The organism is Solihabitans fulvus (assembly GCF_008386585.1).
Classification (GTDB): Bacteria; Actinomycetota; Actinomycetes; order Mycobacteriales; family Pseudonocardiaceae; genus Solihabitans; species Solihabitans fulvus.
This window is the reverse complement of the sequence record NZ_VUOB01000048.1, coordinates 48,181-65,151: the sequence shown is the minus strand read 5'-3', so window position 1 is coordinate 65,151 and position 16,971 is coordinate 48,181. Positions and strand designations below refer to the sequence as shown.

Annotated in this window: 13 protein-coding genes; 3 read left to right on the top strand and 10 right to left on the bottom strand. The window is 72.5% G+C overall.

Annotation, left to right across the window (positions count from 1 at the left end):
• Positions 1–4 precede the first annotated feature (4 nt).
• The 6 genes from F0L68_RS25940 to macS all read right to left on the bottom strand — a co-directional run bounded on the left by F0L68_RS25940 (position 5) and on the right by macS (position 7,068).
• Entirely contained in the window at positions 5–1,939 is a 1,935-nt protein-coding gene (locus tag F0L68_RS25940) for a tetratricopeptide repeat protein (RefSeq protein ID WP_149852418.1), read from the bottom strand.
• Between the two features lie 60 nt (positions 1,940–1,999).
• Positions 2,000–2,905, bottom strand: a complete 906-nt coding sequence (locus tag F0L68_RS25935) for a LysR family transcriptional regulator (RefSeq protein WP_149852417.1) — start codon at positions 2,903–2,905, stop codon at positions 2,000–2,002.
• Positions 2,902–4,086, bottom strand: coding sequence for a glycine C-acetyltransferase (locus F0L68_RS25930; RefSeq protein ID WP_149852416.1), 1,185 nt, complete (start codon positions 4,084–4,086; stop codon positions 2,902–2,904). Before F0L68_RS25930 ends, F0L68_RS25935 begins: the two co-directional genes overlap by 4 nt.
• 3 nt (positions 4,087–4,089) lie before the next feature.
• Complete coding sequence (tdh, locus tag F0L68_RS25925; RefSeq protein WP_149852415.1) at positions 4,090–5,121, bottom strand: L-threonine 3-dehydrogenase; 1,032 nt, start codon at positions 5,119–5,121, stop codon at positions 4,090–4,092.
• 133 nt (positions 5,122–5,254) lie between these two features.
• Entirely contained in the window at positions 5,255–5,896 is a 642-nt protein-coding gene (locus tag F0L68_RS25920; RefSeq protein ID WP_438672320.1) for a response regulator, read from the bottom strand.
• Between the two features lie 20 nt (positions 5,897–5,916).
• On the bottom strand, positions 5,917–7,068 hold the full coding sequence (macS, locus tag F0L68_RS25915) for a MacS family sensor histidine kinase (protein WP_149852413.1): 1,152 nt from the start codon (positions 7,066–7,068) through the stop codon (positions 5,917–5,919).
• A gap of 221 nt (positions 7,069–7,289) precedes the next feature.
• Here macS and F0L68_RS25910 point away from each other — a divergent pair, with 221 nt between their 5' ends.
• A complete protein-coding gene (locus tag F0L68_RS25910) occupies positions 7,290–8,486 on the top strand; it encodes a GGDEF domain-containing protein (protein ID WP_149852412.1) in 1,197 nt (398 codons plus the stop codon).
• A gap of 3 nt (positions 8,487–8,489) precedes the next feature.
• On the opposite strand, the gene F0L68_RS25905 is transcribed toward F0L68_RS25910, so the two are convergent.
• On the bottom strand, positions 8,490–9,671 hold the full coding sequence (locus F0L68_RS25905) for an AI-2E family transporter (RefSeq protein WP_149852411.1): 1,182 nt from the start codon (positions 9,669–9,671) through the stop codon (positions 8,490–8,492).
• A gap of 317 nt (positions 9,672–9,988) precedes the next feature.
• Here F0L68_RS25905 and F0L68_RS25900 point away from each other — a divergent pair, with 317 nt between their 5' ends.
• The gene (locus F0L68_RS25900) at positions 9,989–10,882 is read left to right on the top strand and encodes a hypothetical protein (protein WP_149852410.1); all 894 of its coding nucleotides are present in this window, start codon (positions 9,989–9,991) and stop codon (positions 10,880–10,882) included.
• Positions 10,883–11,098: 216 nt separating this feature from the next.
• Entirely contained in the window at positions 11,099–14,179 is a 3,081-nt protein-coding gene (locus F0L68_RS25895; protein WP_149852409.1) for a beta strand repeat-containing protein, read from the top strand.
• An 89-nt stretch (positions 14,180–14,268) separates the two neighbouring features.
• On the opposite strand, the gene F0L68_RS25890 is transcribed toward F0L68_RS25895, so the two are convergent.
• The 3 genes from F0L68_RS25890 to F0L68_RS25880 all read right to left on the bottom strand — a co-directional run bounded on the left by F0L68_RS25890 (position 14,269) and on the right by F0L68_RS25880 (position 16,921).
• A complete protein-coding gene (locus tag F0L68_RS25890) occupies positions 14,269–15,120 on the bottom strand; it encodes a GGDEF domain-containing protein (protein ID WP_149852408.1) in 852 nt (283 codons plus the stop codon).
• Positions 15,121–15,184: 64 nt separating this feature from the next.
• Entirely contained in the window at positions 15,185–16,135 is a 951-nt protein-coding gene (locus F0L68_RS25885; RefSeq protein WP_149852407.1) for an exonuclease domain-containing protein, read from the bottom strand.
• A gap of 9 nt (positions 16,136–16,144) precedes the next feature.
• Entirely contained in the window at positions 16,145–16,921 is a 777-nt protein-coding gene (locus tag F0L68_RS25880) for a GIDE domain-containing protein (RefSeq protein WP_149852406.1), read from the bottom strand.
• Positions 16,922–16,971: the final 50 nt, after the last annotated feature.

The window sequence follows — 16,971 nt, the reverse complement described above, 5'->3', positions numbered from 1 at the left end:
CCGCCTATCCGGGGCTCCGGAGTTTCCGCAGCAGGAGGAGGACGCGCTCGGCCCGAGCGTGCTCTCCGCCAGCCGTGAGCGTCGTGAAGGCTGCCTCAAGATGGTCGCGCGCGGCCGGCAGGTCGCCGAGGTCCAGTGCCAGCACCCCGAGCCGTTTGTGCGCCCGGCCCGCCAGATCGTGCAGACCGATCTGGCCGCAGATCTCGATGGTGGCCCGATAGTGGGTGACGGCCAGGTCCGCGTTGTCCTGGCTGCGGGCCAGCAGGCCCATGCTGAAGTAGATCTGTGCCTCGCCGACCCGGTCGCCCGCCGCGAGGTACCCGTCCAGCGCCCGCCGATACTGCTGCCACGCGGAGCGGAAGTCGTTGCTGCGCCGGGCGAGTGAGCCGAGGTTGTGCAGGGCCCGCGCCTGCCCCCGGTGGTCGCCGAGAGCCTGGCTGACGGCCGCGGCGGCGTCGAACCGTTCCCACGCGGCCGGGTAGTCGTCCATCGCGCGATGGATTCGGCCGAGCCCGCGCAGCGCCCTGGCCTCGCTGACCCGGTCGCCCAGACGCACCGCGGCGTCGAGGGCCAGCTCGTAGGCCGCGAGCCCGTCCGCCCCGTGGCGGCGGCGATAGAACAGGAACGTGCCCATCGCGAAGGCGAGCTTCAGCACCCGATCGTGGTGCCCCTGCTGATGGGCGAGCGCGACGGCGCCGATCAGATTGGCCCGCTCTGTCCCCAGCCATGCGTAGGCCTGCCCACGGGTCTCGACCGACGGCCGCCGCAGCTTCGTGAGCTCCGTCGCGTCGATGTAGAAGTCGATCAGGCGGGCGGTGGCGGCTCGACGGCCGGCCGCCGACTCCTCCTCCGCGGCACGGTCCGCCGCATACAACCGCAACAGATCGTGGAACCGGAACCAGCCGTGCGGCTCGCCGTGCTCGATCATGTGCGCGCGGCACAGTCCGTCGAGCAGCTTTCTGGTCTCGCGCGGCGACAGGTCGATCACCGCGGCGGCCGCCTCCGCGCTCACCTGCCGGCCGGGGTTGAGCGACAGCAGTCGGAACAGCCGCGCCTCCTCGGCGCCGAGGCGAGCGTGCGACAGGTCGAACGCCGCGCGCACGGCGAGATTCTCGTGGTAGCTCAGCTCGCCGAGCCGCGTCGTCGCCTCGCGCAGCGACGCGGCCACCTCGGTCAACGGCTGCCGAGGGTCGTCGGACAGCAGCGCCGCGACGATGCCCAGCGCCAACGGAAGTCGCCCGCACAGCTCGGCAATCTCCCGCGCCGCCTCGGTGTCGGCAGCTATCCGTTGGTCGGCCGGGTCTGCGGCCCTCAGCACGGTGTCCAGCATCGCCACCGAGTCGACGTCGGAGAGCACGTCGAGCGGGATCCTCCGCGAGCCCTGCAACTCGCCGAGGGTGTGCCTGCTGGTGACCAGCACTCGGTGTGTCACCCCGGGCGGCAGCAACGGTCTGACCTGGTCGGATGACGACGCGTTGTCCAGCACGATCAGCACCGGCGCGGCCCGTTCACTCAGCTTCGTGCGGTAGAGCGCCTCGCGGGCCGCCTGCTCGGCAGGTATCTGCCCGACGGGAACACCGAGCGCGTGCAGGAAGATCGAGAGAGCCGTCTGCGGCTCGACCCGCAGCTGGGGCGAGTAACCCTGGAGGTCCATGAACAGCACGCCGCCGGGGAACAGGCTCGCCTCGACGGCGTCGTGCGCCGCCCTGATCGCCAACGTGGTCTTGCCGACGCCGGCCAGGCCCATGACGGTGGACACCACGACCGGGCGGGGCGAGCGCAGCGCCTCGGCGACCAGCGCGAGCTCTGCCGTTCGGCCGGTGAATCCCGCGTCGACCGGCGGCAGCCCAGCGAGCGCGGTCACCTCGGGCGCGTGCACGTGGACATCCCTGGCCTGAAGCACGAACCCGTGCACGTCCCCGGTCAGCTCGTTGTGCACGAGGTCCGTTGTACCGCGCAGCGCAGGCGGCCTCAACTGCCGATCGGCGCGGGACCTGGCCTAGGACTCGCGGTGCGCGTCGGCCGCCTCGCGCAGCGCCTGCCGCACCGCTCCCACCAGCGGATGCCGCTCGCTGCCCTGCCGCACCGCCGCGAACACCCGCCGCGTCGGCGACTGGCCGGCCACCGGGCGCACCACCGCGCGCGCGTCGCGCAGCGCCGTCCTGGGCACCAGCGCCACGCCCGCACCTGCCGCGACCAGCGCGGCGACCGCGCGGAAGTCGTCCGAGGTGTGCCTGATCCTCGGCTGGAAGCCGGCGTTCTCGCAGGCGAGCAGCGCGATGTCGCGGCAGGGGTTGCCGGGCAGCGGCGCGACCCAGTCGTCGTCGACCAGGTCCCGCACGTCGACCTCCGCCAGCGCGGCGAGTCGGTGGTCCGGCGGGAGCACCAGGTCGAACGGCTCCGCGTACAGCGGGTCCATGGCCAGCCGCTGGTCGTCGGCGCGCGGCGAGGACCGGTACTCCATGGTCACGGCGACGTCGATCTCGCCGTCCAGCAGCATCGGCAGGCTCGCGTGGCCCTCCGCGTCCCGCACCAGCACGGTCACATCCGGCGCGGTCCGGCGAAGGGCGGCGACGGCCGGCGCCACGACCAGGGTGATCGCCGAGGCGAACGACGCCACCTCGACCCGTCCCGCGGTGCCGGCCGAGTAGCCCGCGAGGCTCGCCTCGGCGCGTTCCAGTTCGGCGAGCACCGCGTTGGCGTGGCCGAGCAGCAGCTCGCCAGCCGGGGTCAGCGACACTCGCCTTCCCTTGCGGCGCAACAGTTCCTGGCCGGTCTCGGCCTCCAGCGCGGCGAGCTGTTGGGACACTGCGGACGGCGTGAGGTGCAGCGCGTGCCCTGCCGAGGTCACGGTGCCGTGGTCGGCGAGCGCGCGCAGCACCTTCAGCCGTCGTGGGTCGATCACTCGGCCATTTTGTCCCGTGCCACGACGAACGCGTCGACCGCGCGGTTGACGTCCTCGGTCGAGTGCGCCGCCGACATCTGGGTGCGGATCCGCGCCTTGCCGTGCGGCACCACCGGGTAGGAGAAGCCGATCACGTAGATGCCCTGCTCCAGCAGCAGGTCGGCCATCCTGGCGGCCTTCGCGGCGTCGCCGATCATCACGGGGATGATCGGGTGCTGGCCGGGCGGCAGGTCGAACCCAGCCTCGGTCATCCGCGTGCGGAACAGCTCGGTGTTCGCGCGCAGCCGCTCGAGCAGCTCGCCGGACGAGCTGAGCAGTTCGAGGCAGGCGAGCGTGGCCGCCGTGATCGACGGGGCCAGCGAGTTGGAGAACAGGTAGGGCCGCGACCGCTGCCGCAGCATCGCCACGATCTCCGCGCGCCCCGACACGTACCCGCCGCTCGCGCCGCCGAGCGCCTTGCCAAGCGTGCCGGTCAGCACGTCGACCCGGTCGGTGACGCCGAACAGCTCCGGCGTGCCGCGCCCGGTCGGGCCGGTGAAGCCGACGGCGTGCGAGTCGTCGACCATCACCAGGGCGTCGTAGCGCTCAGCGAGGTCGCAGATCTCGTCGAGCGGCGCGAGGTAGCCATCCATGGAGAACACGCCGTCGGTGGCGATCAGCCGGTAGCGCGCGTCGGCGGCGTCCTTGAGCTGCTGCTCCAGGTCGGCCATGTCCCGGTTGCGGTAGCGGAACCGGCGCGCCTTGCACAGCCGCACCCCGTCGATGATCGACGCGTGGTTGAGCTCGTCGGAGATCACCGCGTCCTGCTCGCCGAGCAGCGTCTCGAACAGCCCGCCGTTCGCGTCGAAGCAGGAGCTGTACAGGATCGTGTCCTCGGTGCCGAGGAACTCCGACAGCCGCGCCTCCAACGCCTTGTGCGGCGCCTGCGTTCCGCAGATGAACCGCACCGAGGCCATGCCGAAGCCCCACTCGTCCAGGGCGCTCTTGGCGGCGGCCACCAGCGTGGGGTGGTCGGCGAGGCCGAGGTAGTTGTTGGCGCAGAAGTTCAGCACCTGGCTGCCGTCGCCGACCCGGACGGTGGCGGCCTGCGGGCTCGCGATGACGCGCTCCGCCTTGTACAGGCCGGCCGCCCTGATCTCGTCGAGCCCGGTCCGCAGGTCCTCCCGCATCGCCCCGAACATCGTCTACCTCTCCGTCCAGTCGAGAATGACCTTGCCGCAGCGGCCTTCGCGCGCGGTGGCGAACGCCTGCTGGTACTCCGTGTAGTGGAACCGGTCGGTGATCACCGGGGCGAGGTCGAGGCCGCGCTGCAACAGCACCGACATCGAGTACCAGGTCTCGAACATCTCCCTGCCGTAGATGCCCTTGATGGTGATCATCTTGAGTACGACGCTGCTCCAGTCGACCGGGAACTCGTCGGCGGGCAGCCCGAGCATCGCGATCCGGCCGCCGTGCGCCATGTTCGCGATCATCTCGCGCAGCGCGCTTGGCTGGCCGGACAGCTCCATGCCGACGTCGAAGCCCTCGGACATGCCGAGCGCGGCCTGCGCGTCGGCGACCGAGGACGTCCGCACGTCCAGCGCGAGGTCGACGCCGACCTTGCGGGCCAGCTCCAGCCTCGGCTCGCTGACGTCGGTGATGACCACGTTGCGCGCGCCGGCGTGCCTGGCCACGGCGGCGGCCATGATGCCGATCGGGCCGGCCCCGGTGATCAGCACGTCCTCGCCGAGCACCGGGAAGGACAGCGCGGTGTGCACGGCGTTGCCGAACGGGTCGAAGATCGCGGCCACGTCGAGGTCGACCTCGGTGCGGTGCACCCAGGCGTTCTGCTCCGGCAGCACCGCGTACTCGGCGAACGCGCCGTCGACGTGCACGCCGAGTCCCCTGGTGTTGGCGCACAGGTGCCGGCGGCCCGCCTTGCAGTTGCGGCAGGAACCGCAGACCAGGTGGCCCTCGCCGCTGACCAGGTCGCCGACGCGCACGCCGGTCACGGCCGCGCCGACCTCGACGACCTCGCCGACGAACTCGTGCCCGACGACCAGCGGAGTCTTGATCGTCCTGGCGGCCCAGTCGTCCCAGGAGTCGATGTGCAGGTCGGTGCCGCAGATCCCGGTGCGCAGCACGCGCAGGAGCACGTCGCCGGGGCCGGGGCGTGGGTCGGGCACCTCGGTGAGTTCGAGGCCGGGGCCCGCCGACCCTTTGACCAGCGCCTTCACTGCTCCTCCGCTCCCGGTGGCGTCGATGCCCACCGTGTCGCACGCAGTGTCCAGGGTCCAGCCTTGTTCAGTCCATCAGGAGTTGCTGAAATACTTTGTTAGCTTACCTTCACAGCGCGGCCCGGCCCGCTGATCAGGCCTCCGGCTCCTGATCGAGGCCGTGTTCGATGGCGTAGCGGGCCAACTCCACCCGATTGTGCAGCTGGAGCTTGCGCAGCGTGGACTGCACGTGGTTCTCCACGGTCCGGTGCGAGATCACCAGCCGCGTGGCGATCTGCCGCGCGGTCAGCCCCTTGGCGACCAGCCGCAGCACCTCGGTCTCCCGCTCGGTCAGCTGCGGCGCGGAGTCCGTGTCGTCCGGCGCCGCCGCCATCCGCCGGTACTCCCCTAGCACCAGCCCGGCCAGCCCCGCCGTGAACACCGCGTCCCCGGCCGCCGTCCTGCGCACCGCCTCAACCAGCTCCTCCGCCGAGGCGGACTTCACCAGATAACCCGACGCGCCCGCCTTCACCGCCTCGAGCACGTCGCTGTGCTCCCCGCTCGCGGACAGCACCAGCACCCTGGTCCCCGGCAGCTCGCCGGTGATCCGCAGGGTGGCGTCCACCCCGGACACCGTGCCGAGGTTGAGGTCCATCAGCACCACGTTCGGCCGCACGGCCCTGGCGATGCGGACGGCGGCCTCGGCGTCGCCCGCCGTGGCCACCACCTCGAAGCCGCGCTCGGCCAGGTCCCGCGCCACGCCGTCCCGCCACAGCGGATGGTCGTCGACGACCATCACCGACACACGTTGCTCGGTCACCGGGCCCCCTTCTCGTTTCCAGACTTCTTCTTCCCCTGGCCGGGACGGGCCACCCGCAGCTCCCACTCCGTGCCCTCCCCCGGGCCGGTCTGCAACTCGAGGGTGCCGCCGAGGCTGGCCACCCTGCCCCTGATCGACTGCGCGATGCCCATCCGGCCCTCCTCCGCCGCCGCGTCGATGCGGCCGGCCGGAATGCCGGGACCATCGTCGCGGACGCTGAGCACCACCTCGTCGCCGAGGTCCTCGACCAGCACCCACGCCCGCGCCGTCGGGCCGGCGTGCTCGGCCACATTGGACAGTGCCTCCCGGACGACCGAGGTGAGCTCGACCGCGATCTGCGCCGGCAGCATCACCTGGGTCGCCGGCGTGGAGATCTGCGTCCTCGGTGTGGCGAGCAACTGGATGGCCGGCCGCAGGTCGACCTCACCGTCCACCGTGGACTCCGACGGCGCCGCCGCGACCAGGGCGCGCAGCGCGACCTCCTGCTCGCCGGCCAGCGCGGCGAGCTCGGCGGCCTCGCCGCCCACCTCCATGCCGCGCTTGCGCACCCTGGCCAACACCTGGAGCACGCCGTCGTGAATGGACCTGGCCAGCCGCTCCCGCTCGGCCGTTGCCGCCTCGGCCCGCAGCGCCTGCGCCAGCCGCGCCGAGGAGATCCGCGCCATCTTCGCGGCCATGCCAACCAGGAATCCGGCGCCGGTCAACAGGACCGCGTCGCGCGCGACGTCGACGCTCATCTCGCCTCGGTTGAGGTAGGTGAACAGCGCGAGCAGCCCGCCGGAGACCGCGCCGGCGGCGGGACCGGCCAGCGTGCCGGCGGCCACTGCGGGCTCGCAGGCCCACACCGTGGTGATCAGCGGCACCGAGCGGAGGAACTGCTCGTCGGACAGGATCAGCGTCGAGGTGCTCATCAGCCCGCACGCGACCACGACGTCCGCGGCGACCAGCCAGCGCCGCCTGCCCCAGTCGCCGCTGTAGCCGAGCACGGTCAGCACCGACCACACCCCCATCGCGGCGAGCACGAGCCACGCGAGCGTCGGCCGCTGGTAGCCGTTGTGGTTCACCACGATCGCCACGACCGCGAACAGGAAGGTCACGATCCGTAGCACGACGGTGCCCCGCCACAGCGGCGTTGCGGGGTCCTCCATTCCCGTCGTCCCCGGAACGGCTGGGTGTTGCTGCACGGTGCGCTCCCTTCCGGGGTCATCCTGCCCGGTCCAGGACTGCCAGCTAACCCCCAGGTGGCCGTCTTCTGCCCACCGGTCCGATGTGCAAGGCTCAGCCGGGTCCGACAACACGTGACTGGGGGCGGTCACGGTGTGGCACCGAGTCTTCTTCTCGGGGCACTCCCGTGCGGGGGGAGGGCAGAGTGCGCAACTGGCCATTGTGGACGTTGCGACGGCCGGCGCTGCTGTACTGGCTGGCGGTCGACGCGTGCTCCCTCGGCCTGGTCAGCTACGTCATCTCCGTGTCGCCGCAGCCGCACGCGGCGGAGATCGCGCGGTTCGCGACGATCGCGAGCACCGCCGGCGCGGTGATCATCAGCACCACGGCGCTGAGCCAGCGGCTCGGCGAGCCGCAGCGCAACCCGTGGGCGACGCACCTGTGCTACCTGACCGCCGGCATCGTCGCGCTGCCGGTGAACCTGTTGGTGCTGCTGCTGTTCGGGCCTGCGCTGCACGGCGTCCTCGCCGCGCGGCCGGAGTCGCACCGCTGGGTGTTCACGCTGTCGGCGACCACGCTGGCGACCTTCGCCGCCCGGCTGTCCGTCGGTTGGAACACGCCGAGGCTGGATCTGCTCACCCTCGTGCTGGGCGGCACCGTGCTGCTGATCTGCCGCGCCGCGCTGGTCGCGCTCGGGCTGCGGCTGCGCCGCCCGCACGCCGAACGCGAGGACACCTTCGGCGAGCCGATCGACGTGGTGCTCGGCGTCGTGGCGACCAGCATCGGCGGCCTGATGGGCTGCGTGACCCTGGCCAACCCCGTGCACGCGCTGCTCGCCGCGCCGCCGATGGCGCTGCTCGAACGCGCGTCGCAGCTGCCGCAGTGGCGGCGGTCCGCCCAGCGCGACGCCAAGACGGGACTGGCCAACGCGGTGCACTGGGACACCAGGGCGCGCTACGAGCTGGCCAAGGCGCGGCGGCACCACTTGCCGATGGCCGTGATGCTGCTCGACCTCGACCACTTCAAGCGGGTCAACGACCAGATCGGACATCTCGCCGGGGACGCGGTGCTCGGCGCCGTCGCGCTGCTGCTGCGCGGCACCGTGCGCAGGGGCGACCTGGTCGGGCGGTTCGGCGGCGAGGAGTTCGTGGTGCTGCTGCCCGACGCCGAGCCCGACGAGGCCGAGTCGGTCGCCCAGCGAGTGCGGCGGGCCGTCGCCGCGCTGCGGGTGCCGACCAGGGGCGCGGACAACAACCAGCACGAGCTGACCGGGCTCACCGTCAGCATCGGCGTCGCCACGTCGAGCCGGTACGGCTACGAGCTGTCCGACCTGTTGGTGACGGCGGACGCGGCCCTGTTGGCGGCCAAGGGATTTGGCCGCAACCTGGTGGAGATGGCCTGAACCTCAGCCGGCCGGCGTCGCGTCAGCAGAACCGGATTCTGCTTGGCCGGATTTCGCTTGGCCAGATTCTGCTGGGCCAGCCTCGGCGGCCGCGGTGGCGTCCACTTCGGACGGTCGCACCTGTGAGTCCGAGTTGCTCAGCAGCGACCGCACCCCGGAGTTGAGGACGGCGAGCAGCGGCACCGCGAGCAGCGCGCCCGCGATCCCGCCGGCGAGCAGGCCCGCCGCGATGGACAGCACCACCGCGAGCGGGTGCAGCTTGACCGCGCGGCCCAGCAGCAGCGGCTGGAGCACGTGGCTCTCCAGCTGCATCACGCCGATCAGCACCGCGAGCACGACCAGCGCCGGCACCACGCCGTTGGCCACCAGCGCGATCAGCACCGCGACCGCGCCGGTGAGGACCGCACCGATGATCGGGATGAACGCGCCGAGGAACACCAGCGCGGCCAGCGGCACCACCAGCGGCACGCCGATGATCCACAGCCCGATGCCGATGCCCACCGCGTCGACGACGGCGACGGCCGCGGTGGCCCGCACGTAGCTGACCAGCGAGGCGAACCCGCGCCGCCCGGCGACGTCGACGCGGTCGCGCACGTCGACCGGCACCGCGCGGGTCAGGAACCGCCAGATGCCGTCGCCGTCGTGCAGGAAGAAGATCAGCGTGAACAGCATCAGCAGGAAGCCGGTGAGCAGCTCGCCGACGGTCGCGACGGTGCTCAGCGCGCCGGAGGTGATCTCGGCCTGGTTGTTCTTGAGCGTGTCGACGATCCTGCCGAAGAAGTCCTGGATCTGCTGCTGGTTGACGTGCATGTCGTCGCGCAGCCAGGTCCTGATCGCGTCGAGGCTCTTGTTCACCTGCTGGGACAGCTGCGGGAGGCCGTTGGAGAACTCGGTGATCACGAACGTCAGCACGCCGCCGACCACCGCGAGCCCGCCGATCAGCACCACGGCGGTCGCGACGCCCCTTGGCACCCGCCACGCCACCAGGCGGGCGATCGCCGGCGACAGCAGCGCGGCGAGCAGCAGCGCGATGGCCACCGGGATCACCACGGGAGCCAGGTAGCTGACGGCCTGGACCACCACGTAGAGGCCGGCGATCACCACGACGAAACGCCAGCTCACGGCGGCACTGGTACGCAACAGCCTCGGCACACTGCGGGTGACTTCGTCTTCCCTGGCGTCCACGGGGCCAACCGTAATCCCCGAGGCGGACCGCGTGGACCTTCCTCGGTAGCGCGTCGCGCCGCAGTCGCGGTGATCACGGTTCCCGACCACGGTGCGTGGCGGCCGGGAACACAGCGTGTTCTTCACACGATCCGGCGAACCTCGGGTTTTGCGGCTGCGCGGAACGCTGGACACCTGACAGTCTCTCGGCGTCGACGTGATCGGCGCTGCGTGTCCGATCGGACACGGCGAGTGCGGGCCGAGCGGTCCGCGCCGGCGATCGAGATCGACGAATCCGAGCGAAGTCCGGGCGAGTGCGGAGGAACCAGGTGTCTGTCGTGGGCCAGCGAGCGGGGACGGGGGCGAGCCGACTGCGTCGGCTGCTCTCCCGCACGCTGCTGGTCGCCGGCGGCGCGCTGGCCGGCACGGCCGTCGCCTGGGCGCTGTCCACCGCGTCCGCCTCGGCCGATGTCGTGTCGGGCGGCGACCTGGTCAACCCGGTCGCCGCGCCCACCAGGGCCGAGGCGGTCGCTACGGACGCCAAGGACCTCGCGGCGCTGCCACCCGCGTCGACCGTGCCTACCGCCGTGCCGACCATTCCGGCGGACACGGTGGCCACGTCGGTCGCCCCGGTGGTGCGGCCGACCGAGGCCGCCGCCGCGTCGGTGGCGGACGCGCTGCGCGCCGAGCGGGCGCGGAGCTACGTGCCGCCGGCCGCGCCGGGCCTCGACCAGGTCGTCGCCGGCCTCGGCCGCGGCTTCGGCTCGACGCTGCCGGCCGGTGTCGTCGGCGGCGCGCTCGACCAGAACCAGGGCCAGCGCGGGACTTCCGCCGCGCCGGCCGTCGCCGACCAGCAGCAGGCGCAGCGATCCGTCGCCGGTGACCTGCCCGCGCTGGCGACCACGCCGACCGACCAGTCGGCGCGACAGTCCGCCGAGCAGGCGCGGTTCGCGCCGACCTCGGCACAGGACGACCGGCCCGGCGCGGCTCGCCCGCTGTCGCCGGTCGACCCAGCGCCGTTCCCGTTGGCCCCGGTGACCCCGCCGGCCAACGTCCCGGGGCCGTGCGCCTGCGGCCAGAGCGGCACGGGCTCCACCGGTGGGCCGCAGTCGGCCTGCGACACCGTGTCCTTCTCGCATTTCCTCGGCACCGCCGCGTCCCGCGCTCTCAAGCCGGCCGCGCAGCGGGTGTCCGTCGTGCCCGGCAAGCAGCCCGGCACCACCCCAGACTGATCTCAGCGCGCGGCGACCTGCGGTAGCGACCACGCTCCGCCGGTACTCGGCCAGCGCGCTGTTTGTCTGCGCGTCCCTTTGTTGGCCATCTCCGCCGCGCGTGCCACCCCAGCGGGATCCCCCGCGCCCGAAAAGACTCGGGTGGCCGCTTGCCCCGACGCCTCGCCGTCCGGCCACCCGTCCAACCCCCGTAAGGGACGACAAGAAGGAGACCCCATGCAGACCTGGGCCAAGCGCGGAATTCAGTCCGCACTTGTCACGGGTGGTTTGCTGATGCTCGGCACGGGCATCGCTTCTGCTCAGGAGAACGTCAACCCCGACCAGCCGCCGCCGCCGCTGGACGCCAGCGTCAGCGTGCCGGTCCAGGCGCAGAACGACGCGGTCGGCACCCCGATCGGCCAGATCGACGTCCCGCCGGTCAACCGCGACATCACGGTCGGCACCGGCACGGTGACCGGCACCCTGCCCACCGGGGCGGTCGCGCCGGCGCAGGACGTCGAGGCTCCGGTCGTCGACCAGACCAACCCGCTGGTGCGCGGCACCGCGGACCGCATCGGCGGACCGGCCACCGACGGCATCTTCCGGGGCAACTCGGTGCAGGCCCACGTGCTCGCGCCGGTCGACTTCTCCGGCAACGCGATCGCGGCCGGCGGCGACGCCGTCACGCAGAACCAGTCCGACCAGGACGTGGCCCGCCCCAACAGGGTGACCACGGACGGCGACCACGGCGCGCTGGCCGGCAACGTGGTGGACGTCGAGTGGGCCCTGCCGTTCCTGTTGGACGGCAACGCCATCTCGCTGCTTGGCAACGCCGAGTCGGAGAACCAGTCCAGCCAGGAGGACCGCGTCGGCGGTGACGTCACCTCCGACGGCGACAAGGGCACGCTGTCCGGCACCATCGTCGACGGCCAGTGGGCCACGCCGGTGCAGTTCTCCGGCAACTCCGTCGCCGGCGGCGGCAACGCCGAGACGAACAACGAGGGCGACAGCACCGCGACCTCCTGCGGCTCGCTGTTCACCAGCGGCAAGGACGCGACCGGCTCCGGCACCATCGGCGGCGTGCCGATCGGCGTGCCGATCGAGATCAACGGCCTCGCGGTGTCCGGTATCGGCAACACCAACGCAACGTCGCAGAACTCGGCCGTCGCGCAGGGCGGCAGCGCGGATCGCCCAGGCGTCAACAACATCCCGGCCTGGGCGCACACCAACGGCGACCCGTCGACGGTCTCCGGCAACGTCGTGCAGCCGCAGGCGGCCGGCACGGCGGCGGTCGACGACGACGCGGTCTCCGCCGTCGGCAACTCCACCGCCGACAGCTCGACGAACAACCAGGCCAAGGCCGGTGGGTTCACCGACACGAGCGGCACCGGATCCGCCGGTGCCGGCAACATCGTGGACGCGCCCGTCGCGCTGCCGGTCAACGGCGGCGGCGACAGCGTGGCCGGGGCCGGCAACGCCAACACCACGCACGACAACACCGGCGTCACGCAGGCCGGTGACGGCACCTACACCAACGGCGACAACTCGACGCTGTCGGCCAACACCGCCAGCGTGCCGCCCGCCACCGCCGCCGACGTCTGCGGCGACGCGGTCGGTGGCGCCGGCAACGGCTCCGCGCAGTGCAGCAACAACGTCGACTCGCGGGCCGGCGGCTACAACGGCACCACGGGCAACGACTCCACCGGCTCCGGCAACATCGGGCAGACCCCGACGGCCGTGCCGCTGGAGGCCTTCGGCGACTCGGCCTCGGCCGCCGGCAACAGCTCCTCGCCCGGCACCACCGAGACGAAGGACGTCCGTTCCGGCGGCACGCCGAACAGCAACGACGACAACGGCACCGCGTCCAGCAACGTCGTCACCGCCCCGACCGCCCTCGGCGGCCAGGTGTTCGGCGACTCGGCCGCGCTGGTCGGCAACCCGAGCAGCAGCACCGACAGCTGCACCACGATGATCGCCGGTGGCGACCCGACGGCGAACGGCAAGCACGGCGCCGCCTCGGGCAACATCGTGCAGGCGCCCACCTCCAACCCGGCGCAGGTCTTCGGCAGCACCGTGGTCGGCGGCGGCAACGGCACGACCGACACCACCAGCAACACCACGTCCAAGGCCGGCGGCAACGCCACCAGCCACGGCGACCACGGCTCCGTGGCCGGCAACATCATCGGCGTTCCCGAGGGTTCGGCCCCGACGGTCGCCGGCGACGACGTCGACGCGGCGGCCAACGACGACGTCGCGACGGCCAGCAACCTGTCCTCCAAGGCGGGCGGCGCCAGCACCACTGGCGGCGACTTCGGCTCGATCTCCGGTGACGTGATCACCGCCGAGGCCACGCCGCTCACGCAGGAACAGGGCGACTCCGTCGCGGCGGCCGGCAACGGCCCCGTCGCGATGGACAACGCCTCCGACGTCGACACCGGCGGCCCGATCACCACCTCGGGCCAGAACAGCTCGGTGTCCGGCTCGGTCATCGACGCGCCCGTCACGGCGCAGCCCCAGGTCGACGGCGACCCCATCGCCGCGGCGGGTAGCTCGGAGACCACCGACAGCAACACCATGGACTCCGACACCGGCGGCCCGGTGACCACCGACGGCAGCGGCACGCTGTCGGGCACCGAGCTGGCCCAGGTGCCGGCCACCGCCGAGACCCGCGTGCACGACGTCCCGGTCGAGGTCGTTGGCCAGGCCACCGACCAGGACACCGACGAGGACACCCTCGACGACGGCAACACCGCCGGCGTCGGGGACGCCCCCGAGGCGATGCGCGGCATCACCCTGCCGACGGGCGTCGACCACCTGGTGCAGGCGAACGAGCTGCCCAGCTTCGCGAAGCTGGACTCGCTCGGCAACGCGATGCCGCGTCCCGCGCACCGCGCGCGGTCGCTGCCCACCGATGGCGCCGGCCTGCCGAACTTCGCCGGCAAGCTGCCCGTCGGCGGCTCGGCGCTGAACCTGACGCCCAACCTCGGCGGCCTGCTGCCGCAGCTCGGTGGCGCCCACGGTCGCAGCCTGAACACGCTGCCGAACGTGAACTCGCTGCCGGTCGGCAACCTCGCCAAGGCGACCGGCCTCGTGTCCGGGCTCATCGGTGGCGCCCACGGCCGCAGCCTGTCCGGCGTCCCCGCCGTGCCGGCCGTGCCGAGCACCGACGCGGTGCAGGCCCCGTCGCTGAGCAACATCAAGCTGGACCCCGCTGGCGACGCCCTCAAGACCGGCCAGGCCGGGCGTTCCTTCCAGACCCCGGCGCTCTCCGCGCTGGACACCGCTGCGGTGCAGCGGACGCTGACCGGCCAGCTCTGAGCTGACCGGGGTAGTTCCTCCGAATAACGGGCTGGGCCCAGGGTCGCGACGGCGTCCCTGGGCCCAGCCTTTTCGGTGTCCGTGTTCGGTTACCGTCGTAGCCGTTCGTCCACGACGCTGACGACCGAGTGCGTTGGGGCGGTGCCGTCGCTGGTCACCCAGCAGACCCGCACCCCTGGCCGCAGCCGCGCCCCGCCGACCCGGACCGCCCGGCCGGCCAGCTCCCTGACCCGCTCGGCCAGCGGCTCGCCGGTGCCGTCCGGGTGCTCCGCGACGATCGCGAACTCGTCGCCGCCGTACCTGGCCACCGTGTGGTCCGCCCGCAGGCCCTGGCGCAGCCGGCCGGCCAGCACCGTCAGCAGCTCGTCGCCTCGGTGGAAGCCGTGCTCGGCGTTGACCGACGCCAGCCGGTGCACGTCCACCAGCACGAGGGAGGCCAGCGTGCCGTGCGTGCGGGCCCTGGTCAGCGCCTGGTCGAGCCGGTCGAGCAGCAGCGCCCGGCCGGGCAGCCCGGTCAGCGGGTCGAGCAAACCCTTGCTGTGCGGCACATCCGTGTGCACCGGCTGGAGTAGCACCAGCACGCAGGGCCGGCCGCGCAGCCGGATGGGGTGGTAGTCCGCCCACAGCCGGACGTGCGGGACGCCGTCCCTGGTGACCACCAGCGGCAGGGTCAGCGGCGCGCCGGTGCGCAGCACCTGCCCGGCCAGCTCGGCCCGCTCCGGCAGCGGCGCGCCCGAGTCGTCGCAGGCCAGCCAGCCCGCGGGCCTGCTGCCGTCGAGCAGCTCGCGCCTGTGCAGCCCGAGCAGGTCGGCCGCCAGGCTGTTGGCGGCCAGCACCTCACCATGTTCGTCCTGCAACAGCACGCCGACCGGCAGCTCCGCGACGAGTTCGCGCCAGATCGCCTCGGCTGTGCTGGGTGCCGTCGTCTCCACGGTTCGCATCCGACCCGTACTTTCCGCTGGCTGGAGGGCTTTCGTCTGAGCCTCCCCCGCGAATACGCACAGTTCAAGAGCCCCCGCACCACTCGGTCCGGTGATCTTTTCGTCCGATTCCGTCCGCCATCGCCGCCAGCATCCGATCGAAGCCGTCCTCGGTCACGATCGGCACGCCGTAGGCCTGCGCCCGCCGTGCCTTGCTGGACAAGGAGTCCGGGTCGGCGGCGACGAGCAGCCGGGTCTGCCTGGTCACGTAGCCGCTGTTCACCCGGAGCCCGGAGGCGAGCGCGCGGGCCACCAGGACGTCTCTGGGCTCGGCCATCTCGCCGGTGAACACGACCAGGTCGTCGCGGCGCAGCCGCAGCCCGATCAGCTCGGCCGACACCCGGCCGAGGAAGCGCGGCCCGACGGCCTCGCCCCGGCGCACCAGCGTCGCCTCGTCGGGCGGCAGCCGGGGCCACGGCGTGCTCGCCGCGTCGTGCAGCAGGTCCGACCACGGCTCGGGTCGGCCTGCGCTGCGCAGGTAGCCGGCGAACAGCGCGGCGGCGGCGTGCGCGTCGTGCAGCGCCGAGTGCGCGTCGGTCAGCGACACCCCGGCCGCGTCGCAGCACGCCCGCAGCGACCGTCCCGCCCGGTCCGGCAGGTAGTGGTCGGCCAGCCGCATGGTGCACAGCCCGGCCTCGGCGGCCACCGGCACGCGCACCCCGGCGCGGTCGAACTCGGCGGCCAGGAACCGCGCGTCGAAGCCGAGGTTGTGCGCGACGAGGACCCGGCCGGCCAGCTGCCCGGCGAGCGCGCCAGCGATGCGGTGGAAGCTCGGCGCGTGCCGCACCTCGGCGGCGGTGATCCGGTGGATGCGCTGCGGCCCGAGGTCGCGCGCGGGGTTCACCAGCGTGCACCACTCACCGGTGACGGAGCCCTCCAGGTCCAGGTGCACCACGGCGACCTCGACGACGCGGTCGGAGCCATGCGCGGCGAGCCCGGTCGTCTCCACGTCGACGACCGCATAGCCGCGTGCCAACTTCGCCCCTCAGTGTCCTCTTACCGCCCCGACAACAACCAGCACCAGGCCCAAGATCACCACGGCCAGACCGCCGAAAGCGTAGACCTTCTGCTGCACGCCGGAACTCCTGCGCAGCTCCTCCTCGGTCCGGTTGGACACGATGAACGGTCCCTTCGCCGGCTTGCCGAACACCAGCTGGCCGCTCTGGTCGGACGCCTCGCCGTGCACGTAGAGCCGGACACCCGGCCGCACCACCCATTCCTTGTACTCGTAGCCGATGGTGTCCCCGTCGTACCAGCCGCCGAGCACCATGCTGCTGACGATCTGCCCGACGGTCGCCGAGTGCCGCTCGAACCGACTGAGTACCTGCTCGATCGCGTCCGAGCGGAGGCCGCTCGGCCGGACCAACACGCTGCCCGTCTGATCGGCGACCAGGATCGGCGTGTCCGAGGTGAACTTCGAGACGGTCTCGGTGTGCTCGCTGGTGTGCCTGCGGCCCTCCGAGTCGTGCCGCACCTTCCGGTACCGCCGGATGATCTCGTGCCGGTGCCAGACGCACGGCGTCTGCGTCAGCTGCGACGCGAGCAGGCCGTTCGGTGCGGGCTGGGTCGTCCCGATGACCTCCGAGACCCTGCGGAAGCCGCCCGGCCCGCTCACCTCGAGGGCCGTCCGGTGGTACAGGTCCAACTCGGCGACGGTCAGCGTCTCGGTGCCGATCATGGCGTGCACGTTCCGCCGCATCAGGTGCGCCATGAAGAACCCGGCGACCCCCGCCACGAGCAGCACAACCCCCAGGATGACCATGCGTCAGACCTTCCCCCGATTGTCCCGCCGGCTACCGGCAATCTACCGAC

What these genes read in the sequence shown, in the direction of transcription:
- F0L68_RS25920 (WP_438672320.1), bottom strand. Translation starts at nt 5,896, where the DNA reads ATGGTCGTCGACGACCATCCGCTGTGGCGGGACGGCGTGGCGCGGGAC.
- F0L68_RS25930 (WP_149852416.1), bottom strand. Translation starts at nt 4,086, where the DNA reads ATGTTCGGGGCGATGCGGGAGGACCTGCGGACCGGGCTCGACGAGATC.
- macS (WP_149852413.1), bottom strand. Translation starts at nt 7,068, where the DNA reads ATGGAGGACCCCGCAACGCCGCTGTGGCGGGGCACCGTCGTGCTACGG.
- F0L68_RS25890 (WP_149852408.1), bottom strand. Translation starts at nt 15,120, where the DNA reads ATGCGAACCGTGGAGACGACGGCACCCAGCACAGCCGAGGCGATCTGG.
- F0L68_RS25880 (WP_149852406.1), bottom strand. Translation starts at nt 16,921, where the DNA reads ATGGTCATCCTGGGGGTTGTGCTGCTCGTGGCGGGGGTCGCCGGGTTC.
- F0L68_RS25895 (WP_149852409.1), top strand. Translation starts at nt 11,099, where the DNA reads ATGCAGACCTGGGCCAAGCGCGGAATTCAGTCCGCACTTGTCACGGGT.